Below are 15,871 nucleotides of genomic sequence, written 5' to 3' on the forward strand. Positions count from 1 at the left end.
TTACTCTGTCTTAAAAATTACTATGTACGAAATTAAAATATCCTCCCGCACCCTCCACTTCATCAATCCTGCAGGCACTTCAAGGGGTGTTTACAAAACGAGGAAGAGCTTTTATATTAAACTATCAGACACGAATAAGCCTGGAGTAATAGGCATTGGGGAATGCGCCACACTCCCCGATTTATCCTGCGATGCCATGTCTGATGATGAATATGAACGTAAGTTGCGAATCTTCTGTGATGACTTTTGCCATACAGGAAGCATTGACACGAATGCAATGAGGCCTTATCCGTCTATGCTCTTTGGCTTGGAAACAGCAAAGGCACAACTTGATGCAAACGGAAGTATTGACTTCTTCCACACGAACTTTGGTGCTGGTAAAGAAGGAATCACCATCAACGGACTCGTTTGGATGGGTTCCTTCGAAGAGATGTATCATCGTTTAGAAGAGAAACTAAAGGCAGGCTATCATTGTGTAAAGCTAAAGATTGGGGCAATAGACTTCGCTAAAGAGATTGAACTCATCCGTCACATCAGACAATCCTTCACACGTGCTCAAATAGAACTACGTGTTGATGCAAATGGAGCATTCACTCCTGAAAATGCCATGGAACGCTTGGAAGCATTGGCACAATACGATATCCACTCTATAGAACAGCCTATCCGACAACATCAATGGGCACAAATGACACAGCTATGTGACCTCTCTCCACTTCCAATCGCACTAGATGAAGAACTCATCGGAGTAAATAGCTATAACGAAAAAGAGCAACTACTCGACACAATCCGACCGCAATATATAGTTCTAAAACCTAGTTTGCATGGGGGAATGACAGGTGTGCGAGAATGGGTGAAGATGGCTAATCAACGGGGAATAGGCTCTTGGATCACCTCCGCACTAGAAAGTAATGTGGGGTTAAACAGCATTGCGCAGCTTACAGCCGACTTATATGGACCACACATCACAATGCCCCAGGGACTTGGAACAGGACTTTTATTCTCGGATAATATACCCATGCCTCTGACAATCAAAGGTGATCAACTCTGGGTGAAACAATAACGATTAGGGAATCAATCAACGAACAACAATGACGATAGAAGAGTTTCTTACAGAATGGAATAACGCTGACACGAGGGTGTTAGTGCATACCAGTGGATCAACAGGAAAGCCCAAACCACTATGGGTGGAGAAGTCTCGAATGTTAAACTCAGCACGCATCACCTGTGATTTCCTTCGATTGAAAGCTGGTGACACTGCACTCCTTTGTATGCCATTGGATTATATTGCGGGTAAGATGGTAGTAGTTAGGAGTATTGAAAGAAACTTACGATTAATCAACGTAAAGCCCTCTGGTCATCCGCTCTCAGACGATTCTCTCCACCAAGCCAACGCCCTTCATGAGGAGATAATATTTGCAGCCATGGTTCCACTGCAGGTTTATAACTCCCTACAAGTGCCTCAAGAACGAGAGAGGTTACGTAAGATTAAACAATTAATCATCGGTGGTGGAGCCATTGATGACAATCTCTCCGAAGCGTTAAAAGACTTTCCTCATGCTGTATGGAGCACATACGGAATGACAGAAACACTCTCCCACATCGCTTTACGACGCTTGAATGGAGATTCAGCAAGCGATTGGTACGAACCATTCGATAGCGTGGAAGTGAGTCTAAATACGGATGGTTGTCTGGTTATCAACGCCCCAGCAGTCTGTTCGCAACCCTTGGTAACGAATGATAGAGCCGAACTCCAAAAGATGAAATCACCGAGCGGAAAGGGTGATCGAATGCGTTTCCGCATCCTAGGAAGACGCGATAATGTGATTGATTCAGGCGGTATAAAGATACAAATAGAGGAGGTTGAACGTGCCTTAAAAGCACATCTCACAGAGGAATATGCCATTACAAGCATAAGAGATAAGAAGTTTGGAGAGCTTATAGTGCTTCTCACTACGTCCGAAGACACAGACTCTATCAATACAATCTGCCAACGTATCCTCCCTAAGTATTGGCAACCACGCCTCATCCTCCACACTACAAGCATCCCACAAACAGCCACGGGGAAACCTGCCCGTGCAGAGATTAAGGCTTTGGCAGACACACTTTGCCAATAAAAAGCGTGCTATCTATTTCACAACATGCCATTCTATTTGCTCTTCCGTCATGGCAACATTCTCCTCTCGGAAGCTAATGTTACGTGCTTTGGGACCCTCAACAACAATTTCAACTTTGGTTTTCACATTTCGTTTCAACGTCAGATCCTTGTGCTCTTGCACCACTGTTCCGTTCGCTTTAGTCCACTTCATCTCTAAAGGAGCTACCAACTGATAACCATCCTTAGTGGCTTCTACAATCTCACTGAATGCATAAATACTACCACCATCATAGCCTGTTTGACCACTCTTTTGGGCTAACTTCCATCCGAGATAATTAATCTCTAGCGTTCCTTCCTCTGGTGGTGTAATCTTAAAATGAAGTCCAAATACAGCCTTCCGCATATCTATTGTGAGTTCTTGGGAAGCTTTGGGATCTATGTCTTCTTGCGTTCCATATAGCTTAATCATCCTTGGATAACGCTGAACCTTCGTTTCAGAGATATTCGTTTCACCCTTTTGAAGATTACTCATATTATCCGTTTTCGACATAACAAATTGATTGGTTACTTTCGTAGGAAGATTCGCTCCATGCAAGAATGGGGCTTGATAGGATTTCTCCTTATTATAGAGATGGTCGTCACCTTCCACTACTTCGAGGCATTCAATCTTATATCTGTTGTCTTCAAACATTCTGATTGCAATCTTACTTGGGTCAGAGAACAAGCCATAAGCATATTTCTCATACAACTCCGAACCTACTTTCTTTTCAAAGACATTCACTGCATAGAGTTTCACTTTGCCCTCTCCTGGAACACTGGCGCCCCTTGATTGCACACCTGAAGACTTACTAATAAGTGGTTCTTCCATACTTTCCACACGCAGTTCTGTTGGGTGAATCCTTACGACACGAGTGACTCTATGCCTTGATTTATTGGTGTTCTTTTGCCCATCAGGATTATCAATTACAGACTTCTCACAGGCTACGAATAATAAAGAACATAATAGGATACACATCCAAGTAATTTGTTTCTTCATAATAAAAAGGTTTCTTTAGTATTGTTAGACATAATTAATTACCGCTTGCAAGATAGATAATTAAAAGTAAGAACGCAAACGATTCGTTAATTATTTAACGTTAATTAATCCTTTAAAGAGTATTATATGAAGATATCATAAGCTTCAATTATGTCAGAGGTAACAGACCTTAAAACAAGAGACTTCGGTAGATGGAAAACAAGGAGAGCCTTTCTTGCATATAAAGAGGGCGTCTCTTGGCATAAAGGAAAGCCTCTCTTCGAGGTAAGAAAGGCGTCTGCTCATTTACACCAACCGCACTCCACTAACCTTAAAAACTTATTCGTTTGTTTGTTCTAACCATTATTTTTTCCTAAATTTGCAGTCGCAAAACCAATACGTAATTATTAAATGGACGATTATCACGCGAAAACTTTCAATCAATAAGCGTGAGGATTGCAACGAGATTGCTAATCCCCACACTTATTAAACATGGAGATTAGCAAATGAAAACATATTGGAATATCAATAGAACCTTGAGCCCCATTAAGGAATGGCAACCTAATTGTTGGATTCAAGTAACCTGCCCAACAGAGCAAGATCAGCAAGAATTAGAAGATACATATCATATCCCTGATTACTTCCTATCGGATATCAGCGATACTGATGAGCGTGCCCGTTATGAGTATGATGACGGTTGGATGCTTATCATCTTACGTATCCCCTACGTTAAAGAAATTCGATCAAGAACACCATACACAACCGTTCCTTTGGGTATTATTCATAAACGAGATGTGACCATCACTGTATGTAACTTCGAGACGAACATGATGCTTGACTTCGTTAGTTATCAGCAGAAGAGAAACGCTGGATTCACCGACTATGTCGACTTAATCTTCCGTCTCTTTCTATCTTCAGCAGTATGGTACTTGAAACGACTCAAGCAGATTAATACACTCATCGAGAAGGCTAAACGCAACCTAGATAAGGGTGTTGATAATGAGAGTTTGATAGGTTTAAGTAGACTACAAGACTCCCTCACCTATTTCATTACATCCATTCGTGGCAACGAGAACCTACTTGCTAAGCTGAAATTCAAGCTACAAGTTGATGAGCTGGATGCCGACCTTATCGAGGATGTAAACATCGAGATGTCACAGGCGAGAGAGACTACTAGTATCTATTCGGACATCTTGGAATCAACGATGGACACGTATTCTAGCATTATTAACAACAACATGAACACCGTGATGCGTACGCTTACTTCGGTGTCAATAGTCATGATGTTGCCAACGTTAATATCCTCCCTTTTTGGTATGAACCTTATTAACGGTATGGAAAGAAGTACATGGGGTTTTCCCATAGCGATGCTCTTATCCGTTGTAGTCTCCGCTGCTTCATGGTGGATTTTACGCCGTAAACGCTTACTTTAGAGGCTAGAAACAAAAAAAGAAGATAAAAATTAGGTATATTCAGAGATTTTATCTAAGTTTGCAACTGATATACTTTAATATGGTTGCGAAGGCTCAATATTTATTGAGCCATTCGTTATCTAATTTGCGGAAAACCCGAATCACAAACAAAAAGTGAAATGATGGACTCTCAAGAGAATGCCCTTAATCAGGGTACAGAAGAAGTAAAGTTGTCTGAAGAAGCTGTAGCTAAGGCCCCAACAGAGCAGAATGAAGCAACAGCAGAAGGCCTAAATCAGTCAACTGAAACACAATCTAAGTGCGAAGCAGAAACCTATTCTGCAAAGACATATAGCACAAAGAAGGAAATCATAGAGCGCCTTAAGGCTATTGTTGATAGTGACGATACCCCTGAGAAAGCTGAGGTTGACCATCTGAAAACTGTATTCTATAAGCTACACTTCGCTGAACGTGAAGCGCAGCAGAGGGCTTATATAGAGAATGGTGGCGACCCCGAGAAGTACCAAGTACTTCCAGATGAGGATGAAGAGGTATTTAAGGCGGAGATGACCATCATTAAGGAGAAACGCCAAAAGGCATTCCTTGCACTCGAAGAAGAGAAACAGAAGAACCTCAAGAAGAAGGAGGCTATCATCGAGAAGATCAAAGCGATGGTTACAACTCCTGATGAGGCAAACAAGAACTTCCCAGTATTGAAGACCTTACAACAGGAATGGAAAGAGATCAAAATGGTTCCTGCAGAGAAGGCAAACGAGCTATGGCGCAACTATCAGCTCTATGTTGAACAGTTCTACGACTTGTTGAATCTGAATCGCGAAGCACGTGAATACGATTTCAAGAAGAATCTTGAGAAGAAGACGAAGCTGTGTGAAGCAGCAGAAAAGTTGATAGAAGAGAAGGATGTCATCAGTGCTTTCCATCAGTTACAAGAACTTCATCAAGAGTATCGCGAGACGGGACCAGTTGCAAAAGAACTTCGCGAACAGGTGTGGACACGCTTTAAAGCAGCTAGCACTGTTATCAACAAGCGTCATCAACAGCACTTTGAAGCTATCCGCAATAGCGAAGAGGAGAACCTTACAAAGAAGACTGCTCTATGCGAGAAGATTGAAGAGATCATCAAACAAGAGAATAAAACGTCATCCGATTGGGAGAAACATACAAAGGAGATTATCGCTCTTCAACAGGAATGGAAGACGATTGGCTTTGCTCCACAGAAGATGAACGTAAAGATCTTCGAACGCTTCCGTGCAGCTTGTGATGACTTCTTTACACGCAAAGGCGAGTTCTTCAAACAGTTGAAAGCACAATTTGCTGAAAACGCAGAGAAGAAGAAAGCACTCGTTGAAAAGGCACAAGCTCTGACTGATTCTACCGATTGGAAGGCTACATCCGATAAGCTCATCGCATTACAAAAGGAGTGGAAAACGATTGGTATGGTACCTAAGAAAATTGGTGATCAGCTTTGGAACGACTTCCTAACAGCTTGCAACCACTTCTTCGAGGCACGTAACGCAGTACACGCAGGGGCGCATAGCGAGGAACGTGAGAACCTTGGGAAGAAGAAGGAGATTATTGCTCAACTAAAGGAATTGTTTGATAAGACCGAAGAAGGCATCCAAGAGAAGGTTCAACAGCTCACTGAAGAATATAATAAGGTAGGACATGTACCTTACAAGGAGAAGGATAAGTTGTATAAGGAGTATCATGAGGTACTCGATAAGTTGTACAAAGACCTTCACATATCGGCTTCTCGCAAGCGTGTAGATAATTTCCGTAACAACTTAAAAAAGGTGGCTAGCCGAGGTACTGACGCTCTTGATAGTGAGCGTGGTCGTTTGATGCGCCGCTTTGAACAGCTCAAACAGGAGATTAACACCTATGAGAACAACCTCGGTTTCTTGAGTATCAGTTCTAAGAAAGGTAATAGTCTCATTGACGAAATGAACCGCCGTATCGAGAAACTCAAGAATGATATGAACGAAGTAAAGCAGAAGATAAAAGCTATCGACGCAGAGAATAAGTAATTGATTATTGTATGCAAAGATAGTAGAAAATACTAACGAATAAGGAAAGATGGGATATGCCAATAGTAGCATATTCCATCTTCTTTTATGTCCTACTATTATATATATAAGGTGATAAGGCGTCTCTCCATATTAAAGTAGGACTTCGACATGCGTGAGAAATAGTTTATAGTCATTCTATCAACAGGAGTTAGCAATGCTGTATATACCAATTATAAATAAAACTAAATTTATTTTGCACTTCATGCCATTTGCGTTAACTTTGCAACTCATATTATATAACAAGACTGAATGAAAGAAACTAAAAGATTAGTAGAGCTTATTACAAAAGGAATCCAAGATAAGAAGGGACATGGCATAGTAATTGCAGATTTATCAGGGATTGATGGTACCATCTGTAACTACTTCATCATCTGCCAGGGTAACTCAACCCAACAAGTTGAAGCCATTGCTGAATCGGTAAGCGATTATGTGCGTGAGACGATTGGTGAGAAGCCTGTCAACTGTGCAGGACTTGGTAATGATCAATGGGTAGCGATAGACTATGTGGATGTAATCGTCCATGTATTTCTTCCAGAGACACGTGCTTTCTATGACATAGAACACCTATGGGAGGATGCTAAGCTGACTTACTTACCAGACATAGACTAGGTATAAAGCCATCTAATCACCCATTTATTATTTCACAATTAATCAAACTTCAACAATGGACAATTCATCCCCCAACAACAATCCCAATATGCCTAAGATGCCAAAGTTCAATATGAACTGGCTGTACGTATTGGTTATCATTGCCCTCGGAGTAGTATTCTTTGCCGGTGGCAATAGCTTCTTGTCAAGCAGCGCAGGCGTTGACAGAGATTACACAACATTCAAGCAATATATTGCCAAAGGCTATGGTACGAAGGTAGTCATCAACAAGAGCGACAATACCTTGCGTATGTATGTTAGTCCAGACCACATCCGTGACATCTTCAAACAAGGTACACAACAGGTAGGAAAGTCCCCATACGTAAATGTTGAGATTGGTTCTGTAGATAAGGTTGAAACCTTCTTGGATCAAGCTGTAGCCCAGAAGAAGATAGCCAGCTATAGCTATGAGAACAAGTCAGGCAATGGCTTTATGGATATTCTCATCTCAATAGCTCCGTGGGTATTCTTCTTTGGAATATGGTACTTCCTCATTCGCCGTATGGGAGGCGGTGCTGGCGGTGGCGGCGGCGTCTTCAGTGTGGGCAAGTCAAAGGCTAAGCTCTATGAGAAAGCTAACGAGATGGGGATTACCTTTAAGGATGTTGCTGGTCAGACAGGTGCTAAGCAAGAGGTACAAGAGATTGTTGAGTTCTTGAAGAACCCAAAGAAATACACCGACCTAGGTGGTAAGATTCCTAAGGGAGCACTACTGATTGGTCCTCCTGGAACGGGTAAGACATTGCTAGCAAAGGCTGTTGCTGGTGAGGCTGGCGTACCTTTCTTCTCTATGAGTGGTTCCGACTTCGTCGAGATGTTCGTCGGTGTTGGTGCGAGTCGAGTGCGTGATGTCTTCCGCCAAGCTAAGGAGAAGTCACCTTGTATCATCTTCATTGATGAGATTGATGCCGTTGGTCGTGCCCGTTCAAAGAACCCAGCAATGGGCGGTAATGACGAACGTGAGAACACACTTAACGCCCTTCTCACAGAGATGGACGGCTTCGGCACGAACTCTGGTGTGATTGTTCTTGCAGCAACCAACCGCGTTGATATGCTTGATAAGGCTTTACTCCGTGCAGGACGATTCGACCGCCAGATTCACGTAGACCTCCCCGATTTGCCAGAGCGTAAGGACATCTTCCTCGTTCATATGCGTAACTTGAAGCTCGACAAGAACCTTGACATCGACCTCTTAGCACGCCAGACGCCAGGATTCTCTGGTGCCGACATTGCCAATGTATGTAATGAGGCAGCCCTTATCGCAGCCCGCCACGACAGCAAGGAGGTAGCAAAGCAAGACTTCCTAGATGCTGTTGACAGAATCATTGGTGGTTTGGAGAAGAAGACAAAGGTAATGACTACCGCCGAGAAGCGCACTATCGCCCTCCATGAAGCTGGTCACGCTACAATCAGTTGGTTCTGCGAACACTCCAACCCATTGGTGAAGGTGAGCATTGTACCACGTGGTCAGGCTCTCGGTGCAGCATGGTATCTGCCAGAAGAGCGTCCTATCACAACCAAAGAACAGATGTTAGATGAGATGTGCTCATTGCTCGGTGGTCGTGCAGCTGAGGAGCTATTCACAGGTCATATATCAACTGGTGCGATGAACGACTTAGAGCGTGCGACCAAGAGTGCATATGGTATGATTGCCTACGCAGGTATGAGCGACCGCTTGCCAAACATCTGCTATTACAATAATGACGAATACAACTTCCAGAAGCCATACTCTGATACAACTGCAAAGATGATCGATGAGGAAGTGCTGAAGATGATTAACGGACAGTACGATCGTGCTAAGCAGATTCTCACCGAGCACAAGGAAGGTCACAACCGCCTAGCCCAACTGCTCATGGAACGTGAGGTTATCATGGCGGAAGACGTTGAAGAGATATTCGGTAAGCGTCCTTGGGTGAGTCGCACAGACGAGTTGTTAGATCAAGAGGCTAAGTCGCAACCTAAGTTGGAGGATATGCCCGAAGCTGTAAAGCAAGCTCAAGCAGAGCACGAGGCACAGCAGAGAGCACTCAACAACAATGCGACAAAGGCTGAAGATGACATCGAATCAAATAACACAGCAGAATAAATAAGACGCCATGAGTGATAAACTTAAGAACCTAATCATACGTGCCCTCACTGGGATCGTATTCGTTGCTATTATGGTGACGAGCATCATCAACCCTCTACGACTCACGTGTCTGTTCCTCATCATAACGGGAGCAGCCATGTGGGAATACACGGGATTGGTGAATAAAATAGATGGTGTAAAGGTCAATCGATTCATCTCTACCGTAGCAGGAGCCTACTTCTTCTGCGCTGTGACAGCCCTACAAGTGAATATGGTGACGGGTTTTATCGTCTTCGTACCCTATGTTCTCACACTTATCTACCTCTTCGTTGCAGAACTCTACCTACAGAATAAGAATCCAATGCATAGTTGGGCTTACACAATGTTAGGTCAGATGTACATTGCCTTCCCCTTCTCAATGATGAGCGTGTTAGCCTTCCAGCAGAAAGGCTATGGTATGACAACCTTCGATTATCTCCTACCATTGAGCATATTTATCTTCCTCTGGACAAATGACACGGGTGCTTATCTTAGTGGCTCACTCTTTGGCAAGCACAAACTCTTCCCACGCATCAGTCCGAAGAAGAGCTGGGAAGGAAGTATAGGAGGGGGTATCCTCGTACTGATTATCGCTGGCGTGATAGGCTATTATGCTAATTCAGGCAATAACACTCACCTCCTCAGTATGCCAGAGTGGATAGGTCTGGGACTGGTTGTCGTTATCTTTGGCACATGGGGCGACCTGGTTGAGAGCCTGCTCAAGCGCACTATCGGCATCAAAGACAGCGGTAATATCCTACCAGGACATGGCGGAATACTCGACCGATTCGACTCATCGCTCTTAGCAATACCCGCCGCAACGGTCTATCTTTACACCCTGTCTATATGCTAAGAAGATAGATAAAACCCATATCCGAAGTAGATGTTTAAATACCAATCAAGTAAGGACAAACAGCGCAATCAGTCCTTACTTGATTGCGTTTTATCCGCCTTTTCCAGCCCTCACATCTCTCACTTCGTACGTTAGCAAATAGGATGAACGGAGGAAGTAAATACCATCTTTCAAGAAATATAACGTCACTTTAACCGATGAAACATACAACTTAGCTTTTTGTACACACTTGTACAATCCATTGTCACGCGGAAGACAATTCATTATCACGCGGAAGACAATCCATTGTCACACTGAAGACAATCGATTGTAACAATAGGAGACAATCGATTATACAGCTGGTGTATAATTGAGTATCACCTATGTGATACTCGAATATCATTAGCGTGATACCCGAATATCATGCGTATGATACTCAATTATACCGCTGTGTAGAATCCGTTATAATACAGAATTCAACCCATCTAACTAATGACTATTGTCACACATTCAATATGAAACAAAACCTCACAATAGCCTATCTTAAAGAGGCATTCACGCACTATAACCAGCTTATCTTTCACGGGGAACTTCCCTTGCCTGCGCTTAAATTGTCGAGAGGCAAGACCCGTCTCGGGCAGATGGCATGCAAGCGACGAACGTATTGGAGGCGTACCATTTATTCCGATTACACCATTTCCATCTCCACGTACTATGCGTTAAACAAGGAGGAGATTGATGATGTGCTCATCCATGAGATGATACATTATTATATAGCTTACACGGGGCAGAAGGATACTTCGGCACATGGCGTTATCTTCCGTCAGATGATGGATGATATTAATCAGCGTTTCGGTAGGCACATCACCATATCCACACAAACTAAGGATATTCCTACTCGCATTGCACAAAAGCCTAGAAAGTTTCTCGTGTTGGCATTAGAGACGATTGACAGGCAATACTTCCTCTCTTCTGTTATGCCGTCAGCAGCAAGAAAGGTTGCCCATCTGGTGAGTCGAAGTAAGGATATTATGACGTATAACTGGTATTACACTTACGACGAATACTTCCGTGACATGCCTCGTGTTCGGTCGCTTCGTGGTCGTAAGGTATCGTTGGAAGTATATATAGAAATGAGAAGTAAGATGGAACGCATAGGATAGGTTCCATCTTACCAAACTATTAGGACAAAGGTTAGCGATAACCTTTATTCTGTTTCAAACTCTTATTCAATGCCATAACACGAGTTGGGATGGGGAACACAATAGTGTGCCGATCCGCCTCATTCGTGCTATTTGTCTTCTGGTCATACGCCCGATGGAACAGGTCATAGCGTATGAGATCGTTCCGCCTCCAGCCTTCCCACATCAATTCCATCAGTCTTTCGGCTAGGATGTTATCGAGGGTAGCTTGCCTATACCCCATCCCACTGCGTTGGCGAACAGCATTTAGTTCGTTATCAGCAACCTCCCCGTTACGCGCTTTTGCTTCTGCCTTCATCAAAAGCACATCGGCATATCTAAAGAGTACGATATCGTTATCGGGGCTCTTACCATCGTTATATGCGTTCCTATCCACCTCGTATTTCGCCATACGGGCACCTGCTGTCTTGATAAATGGGCTATTCGTTAAATTCACCTCGACAGCCAATGGCATGTAGACAAGCGGTTCGCCATCTTCAAGCCGTACAATCTTCCCATCGACGCGCACCGTGTCAGAATATAAATTAGCTGTATATCGCTTGTCAACCTGGCTCGTTCCGTAACCGAAAGTACGCACAGCGGTAAGCGTTGCACAGGCACCATTCTCAGAGGAAGTGCCCACTGCGCCACCATGCGCATAGTGACGAGAGCGGAAAAGATACTGAAATTGATTCTTATAGAGTATCTTGTTCATCGGAATCACAAATATATTCTCTACTGATGTCTCATTGTGTACGGCGAAGTTACTGCTATAATCGCTTGCTAACGTGTAGCCGTCTGCCGTTATCTTATCGCAATAATACTGGCAAGCCTGCCACGCATTCAGCTGCTGCCCATCAATGGTGAAGAAGATATTAGTCCCACTTGGACGCTGGTTGTCAGTCCAATCAGCATCCGTATATACCTCCGCATTGAGCATTAACTTAGCCAATAGGAAGTCGGCGACAGGCTGTGTGACACGCCCATAATAGGCTCCTTCCAAGTTACTATGTTCCTTCGGCAGGAATGGTTCGACCTCTTGTAGCTCTTTGACAATGAAGTTGAATACTTCAGGTCGACTACTCTGCTTGCTGTCCTTCATGTTATCAATCGTGCTGGTAGCCAAAGGTACGTTACCAAACATATCCATGGTATAGAAGTAGAACAATGCTCTCAAGGCTCTCACCTCTGCCTGATAGGAAGTGTATTGGCTCTCGGTGAGCAAGTCTCGCTTCTTATCTATGATCCTCAAAGCGTCATTACAGAACACAACCACCTTATAAAGATACTTCCATGTGTCGTAAAGCGACTGGTCATCAGCCGTCCAACGATGCAGATAAAGGTTCTCCCAGAAGCCTCCATCGTACCAATCACCCCCTCTAACTGGGATGAGTGCCTCGTCAGAAGTCAAGGTGTTGTAATCATAAACGCCCCTATAAGTGCCTTGCAAGCCCTGACTATCGGCATTACCACCAATATAATTATATAACGTGGCAACGGCATTCACATACACATCCTTAGCTGATGTGAATACTTGGTCTTCGTCCAAACTCCCTTTAGAGTGCTCGTTCAAGCAACTAGAGAATGTCAAGATAGCCGCAAAGAGTAGTAAACGTGGAATATATCTCATGCTGTGAAGGGTTTAAAATATTACTAGCTTCCATTAGAACTTAACGCTTAGTCCCACCGAGAAGGTGCGATAAGGAGGATAAGTTCGCTTGTCATCTATGCCTAATGTGTTATCTACTACGTAACTATTTATCATTGGTGTCAATCCACTGTAGCCCGTGATGGTAGCAAGGTTATTGATGTTGAATGATAAACGCAACGACTGGATGTACTTGTTCTTAATAGGAGTATTCCATCCAATGGTGAGATAATCGAAGTTAAGATAGTCTCCCTTCTCCAACCAATAGTCGCTCACATTCTGGTCAACGATGTTCCGTTCTGGTGCAACAGACAGCACATTATAATCAGGGAAGTTAGACATATTGAGGTATGAGAGCGTCGTTCCGTTGAATATCTTATGCCCGAAGGCTCCGTTCATCTGCAAGGTTACATCGATATTCTTATATCTGAAGCTGATATTAGAGCCGAGTGTCATCTTTGGAGTAGCCTGTCCTGCAATATAACGATCACCATGGTCACTAAGATCTATTGTACCATTGTTATCTAAGTCAGCAATGTCATACTTCATGTGTCCATGCCCGTTATCAACGAGTCCCTTGCAGTGAGGAAGATAGAAAACGCCCAGTGGCTGCCCAACAATCTGATACAAGATGTGGTTATTCCCCCCATGAAAGCCCGCACCATCCATTGCGCCAATAGGAGTAATCTTCGATGCCGTCATCTCGTGACCCTTATAATTACCACTCAAGGACAATAGTTTGTTCTTCTGCCAAGCCATGTTAACATTGATGTTCAGCTCCATGTCCTTTCGAGCAATAGGCACAATACCCACACCAAGCTCAAATCCACTATTCGACATAGAGCCTATGTTCGCCAATAACTTATCAAAGGCAAAATCAGGAACAGGCACATCATACTCATAGAGCATGGCGGTTGTCTTTGAATAATAGTATTCGGCGGTCAAGAGGAGGCGGTTATTAAAGAAACCCATATCCGTTCCGATATTGAAAGTACTGCGTACCTCCCACTTTAGATCGGGGTTACTATTACGCAAGATACCCATTGTTGTGGTTGGAGTTCCATTATACGATACCACCCCAATAGGAATATATTGCTTTAAAGAAAGGTAAGAACTGATAGCTCCAAGGTTACCCGACCTACCATAACCAGCCCTCAGATTGAGCAAGCTAATCGCTCTCACGTTACGCAGGAAAGCCTCTTTCTTCATATTCCACGATGCAGAAATAGAAGGGAAGAAGCCCCATGTGTGATCTTTGCCAACCATTGATGAGCCATCCGCACGCATTGACATATTCAATGTGTAGCGGTCCAAGAGATTGTAAGAGAGTGTTCCCATGACGGATGCTAAACTAGGATCAGCATAGTTACTGCCTGTTCCCTCATAAAGGCGAACAGCTCCCGCCCCGAGGTTATCATAGCCGAAGAGGTTACTAGTCAATCCCTTTACTTCTGTCCAGAAAGCCCTTGTCTTGCTCTGTTGATATTCGGCCAAAAGGGTGGCAGAGAGGGCTTGATTGTCCCAACTATGCTTCCAATCGAGTTGGAGATTACCTAACAGATCCTCTGCCTTACGCTCTCCTCTATAGGCTCTTCCTTGTGCCCATACCCATGTAGGAGCGAACTTCCCATTCTCAGTTGACGTATAGGAATAAGAGCCCAAAGCCGATAGCTTCAAGTCATGTGACAGCTGATATTGTAATTGCAAATGGGTATTGAAAGTTAGATTCCGCTCATCGTTACGCTCCTTCAACAGCGGTGCGGGGGCAGCAATCTGCGATGAGTTGCTATTGCGTTGCCACCCATCTCCCACCTTATGAAAGGCTAATGTAGGATTCATAGACGCTGCCGAATAGACAAGCATGTGCAGGTCATAGACCTTATTATCCTGTTGAGACGAGCCGAAGACACCAAAGTCTATCTTCAACTTCTCATCAAATGCCAACTGAGAGATATCTAGCTTGGCGATGAAGTTATTGTAGCTTCGATTCTTTATAACGGTCTCTCCACGCATATAACCTAATGACGCACGATAATTCGACTTATCACTACCACCGCTAAAGGCTATATGATGTGTATTTAGGAAGCCTGTTCTGGTAATTTCCTTTTGAAAGTCTGTATCAAAGCCTCCATCATTATAAACCAATCCCAACGCTTTGGCAGCATTTCTATACTCTGTTGCATTCAGCATTCGAAGTTGTTTATAGACTGACTCAAAACCTATAGTTCCATCATAATATATCTGGAACTTACCTCCATGACCGCGTTTCGTCTTTACTTCAATGACACCGGAAGCACCACGAGAACCATACTTTGATGTTTCTGAAGCATTCTTCAAGACTGTGAAACTCTCAATATCTGCAGGGTAGATAGTTGAGAGTGTGGCTAGGTCGGAAGATACTCCATCAATGATAACGAGTGGGTCATTGCCACCAGTTAATGAAGTAGTACCACGGACACGCACACTTGTGAGCATTGCCATTCGGTCCTGTCCGTTAGATACCATATTTACACCCACAACCCTACCTGATAGAGCGTCAAGTGCCGAACTTACCAATCCTTTATTCATTTGTTCTGCTCCCACCTTTGCCATCGAACCAATGATAGGCAAGGTATCATTTACGTGGAATAAAGGTTGCGTTTGAACTTTTCGAGTGCTCCTATGTCTCTTCTGCGCTTGTGCTACCCCTATTGAATGGGTCAACAAAAGGCAACAAGCAAGTGAGCGTACGATGATGTACCGACTAGTCATATTATGGATAATAAATGTTATGTATGCCGTTATGTGTAGCAAATATACATAAATTTTGATAGATAACACGCTCATTAAAGGATTTTTTGCTA

General features: G+C 43.5%; 11 protein-coding genes. 8 read left to right on the forward strand and 3 right to left on the reverse strand.

Translation table 11 applies throughout. The features are described from left to right. The first annotated feature begins 22 nt into the window (after positions 1-22). Positions 23-1,060: an o-succinylbenzoate synthase gene (locus tag F0475_RS04625; RefSeq protein WP_155715681.1), complete on the forward strand. Its 1,038-nt coding sequence runs from the start codon at positions 23-25 to the stop codon at positions 1,058-1,060. A 28-nt stretch (positions 1,061-1,088) separates the two neighbouring features. Beyond that, positions 1,089-2,114 (forward strand): AMP-binding protein, encoded by a 1,026-nt coding sequence (locus tag F0475_RS04630; RefSeq protein WP_155715682.1) that lies wholly within the window; start codon positions 1,089-1,091, stop codon positions 2,112-2,114. A gap of 12 nt (positions 2,115-2,126) precedes the next feature. Here the strand turns inward: F0475_RS04630 and F0475_RS04635 are convergent, their stop codons facing one another. Further along, positions 2,127-3,131 (reverse strand): hypothetical protein, encoded by a 1,005-nt coding sequence (locus F0475_RS04635; RefSeq protein ID WP_155715683.1) that lies wholly within the window; start codon positions 3,129-3,131, stop codon positions 2,127-2,129. Between the two features lie 485 nt (positions 3,132-3,616). Between F0475_RS04635 and F0475_RS04640 the strand changes: the two genes are divergently transcribed. The 6 genes from F0475_RS04640 (at position 3,617) to F0475_RS04665 (ending at position 11,362) form a co-directional block, all read left to right on the forward strand. Beyond that, the gene (locus tag F0475_RS04640; protein WP_004382418.1) at positions 3,617-4,543 is read left to right on the forward strand and encodes a magnesium transporter CorA family protein; all 927 of its coding nucleotides are present in this window, start codon (positions 3,617-3,619) and stop codon (positions 4,541-4,543) included. 158 nt (positions 4,544-4,701) lie between these two features. After that, positions 4,702-6,570, forward strand: a complete 1,869-nt coding sequence (locus F0475_RS04645; protein ID WP_155715684.1) for a DUF349 domain-containing protein — start codon at positions 4,702-4,704, stop codon at positions 6,568-6,570. 291 nt (positions 6,571-6,861) lie between these two features. Beyond that, entirely contained in the window at positions 6,862-7,221 is a 360-nt protein-coding gene (rsfS, locus tag F0475_RS04650; protein ID WP_018910596.1) for a ribosome silencing factor, read from the forward strand. Positions 7,222-7,276: 55 nt separating this feature from the next. Further along, a complete protein-coding gene (gene ftsH / locus F0475_RS04655) occupies positions 7,277-9,346 on the forward strand; it encodes an ATP-dependent zinc metalloprotease FtsH (protein WP_155715685.1) in 2,070 nt (689 codons plus the stop codon). A 10-nt stretch (positions 9,347-9,356) separates the two neighbouring features. Further along, positions 9,357-10,220, forward strand: coding sequence for a phosphatidate cytidylyltransferase (locus F0475_RS04660; RefSeq protein ID WP_155715686.1), 864 nt, complete (start codon positions 9,357-9,359; stop codon positions 10,218-10,220). Positions 10,221-10,714: 494 nt separating this feature from the next. Continuing rightward, positions 10,715-11,362, forward strand: a complete 648-nt coding sequence (locus tag F0475_RS04665; protein WP_009435378.1) for a SprT-like domain-containing protein — start codon at positions 10,715-10,717, stop codon at positions 11,360-11,362. A 31-nt stretch (positions 11,363-11,393) separates the two neighbouring features. On the opposite strand, the gene F0475_RS04670 is transcribed toward F0475_RS04665, so the two are convergent. Both F0475_RS04670 and F0475_RS04675 read right to left on the reverse strand, forming a co-directional pair. Further along, a complete protein-coding gene (locus F0475_RS04670; protein ID WP_155715687.1) occupies positions 11,394-13,010 on the reverse strand; it encodes a RagB/SusD family nutrient uptake outer membrane protein in 1,617 nt (538 codons plus the stop codon). A gap of 33 nt (positions 13,011-13,043) precedes the next feature. After that, on the reverse strand, positions 13,044-15,779 hold the full coding sequence (locus F0475_RS04675) for a SusC/RagA family TonB-linked outer membrane protein (RefSeq protein WP_199879780.1): 2,736 nt from the start codon (positions 15,777-15,779) through the stop codon (positions 13,044-13,046). Positions 15,780-15,871 lie beyond the last annotated feature (92 nt).

The organism is Prevotella vespertina (assembly GCF_009728485.1).
GTDB classification, from domain to species: domain Bacteria; phylum Bacteroidota; class Bacteroidia; order Bacteroidales; family Bacteroidaceae; genus Prevotella; species Prevotella vespertina.

Bases quoted from the DNA above. Each gene is read 5' to 3' on its own strand.
- ftsH (WP_155715685.1), top strand. From the start codon at position 7,277: ATGGACAATTCATCCCCCAACAACAATCCCAATATGCCTAAGATGCCA.
- F0475_RS04635 (WP_155715683.1), bottom strand. From the start codon at position 3,131: ATGAAGAAACAAATTACTTGGATGTGTATCCTATTATGTTCTTTATTA.
- F0475_RS04670 (WP_155715687.1), bottom strand. From the start codon at position 13,010: ATGAGATATATTCCACGTTTACTACTCTTTGCGGCTATCTTGACATTC.
- F0475_RS04675 (WP_199879780.1), bottom strand. From the start codon at position 15,779: ATGACTAGTCGGTACATCATCGTACGCTCACTTGCTTGTTGCCTTTTG.
- rsfS (WP_018910596.1), top strand. From the start codon at position 6,862: ATGAAAGAAACTAAAAGATTAGTAGAGCTTATTACAAAAGGAATCCAA.
- F0475_RS04630 (WP_155715682.1), top strand. From the start codon at position 1,089: ATGACGATAGAAGAGTTTCTTACAGAATGGAATAACGCTGACACGAGG.
- F0475_RS04640 (WP_004382418.1), top strand. From the start codon at position 3,617: ATGAAAACATATTGGAATATCAATAGAACCTTGAGCCCCATTAAGGAA.
- F0475_RS04660 (WP_155715686.1), top strand. From the start codon at position 9,357: ATGAGTGATAAACTTAAGAACCTAATCATACGTGCCCTCACTGGGATC.
- F0475_RS04625 (WP_155715681.1), top strand. From the start codon at position 23: ATGTACGAAATTAAAATATCCTCCCGCACCCTCCACTTCATCAATCCT.
- F0475_RS04645 (WP_155715684.1), top strand. From the start codon at position 4,702: ATGATGGACTCTCAAGAGAATGCCCTTAATCAGGGTACAGAAGAAGTA.
- F0475_RS04665 (WP_009435378.1), top strand. From the start codon at position 10,715: ATGAAACAAAACCTCACAATAGCCTATCTTAAAGAGGCATTCACGCAC.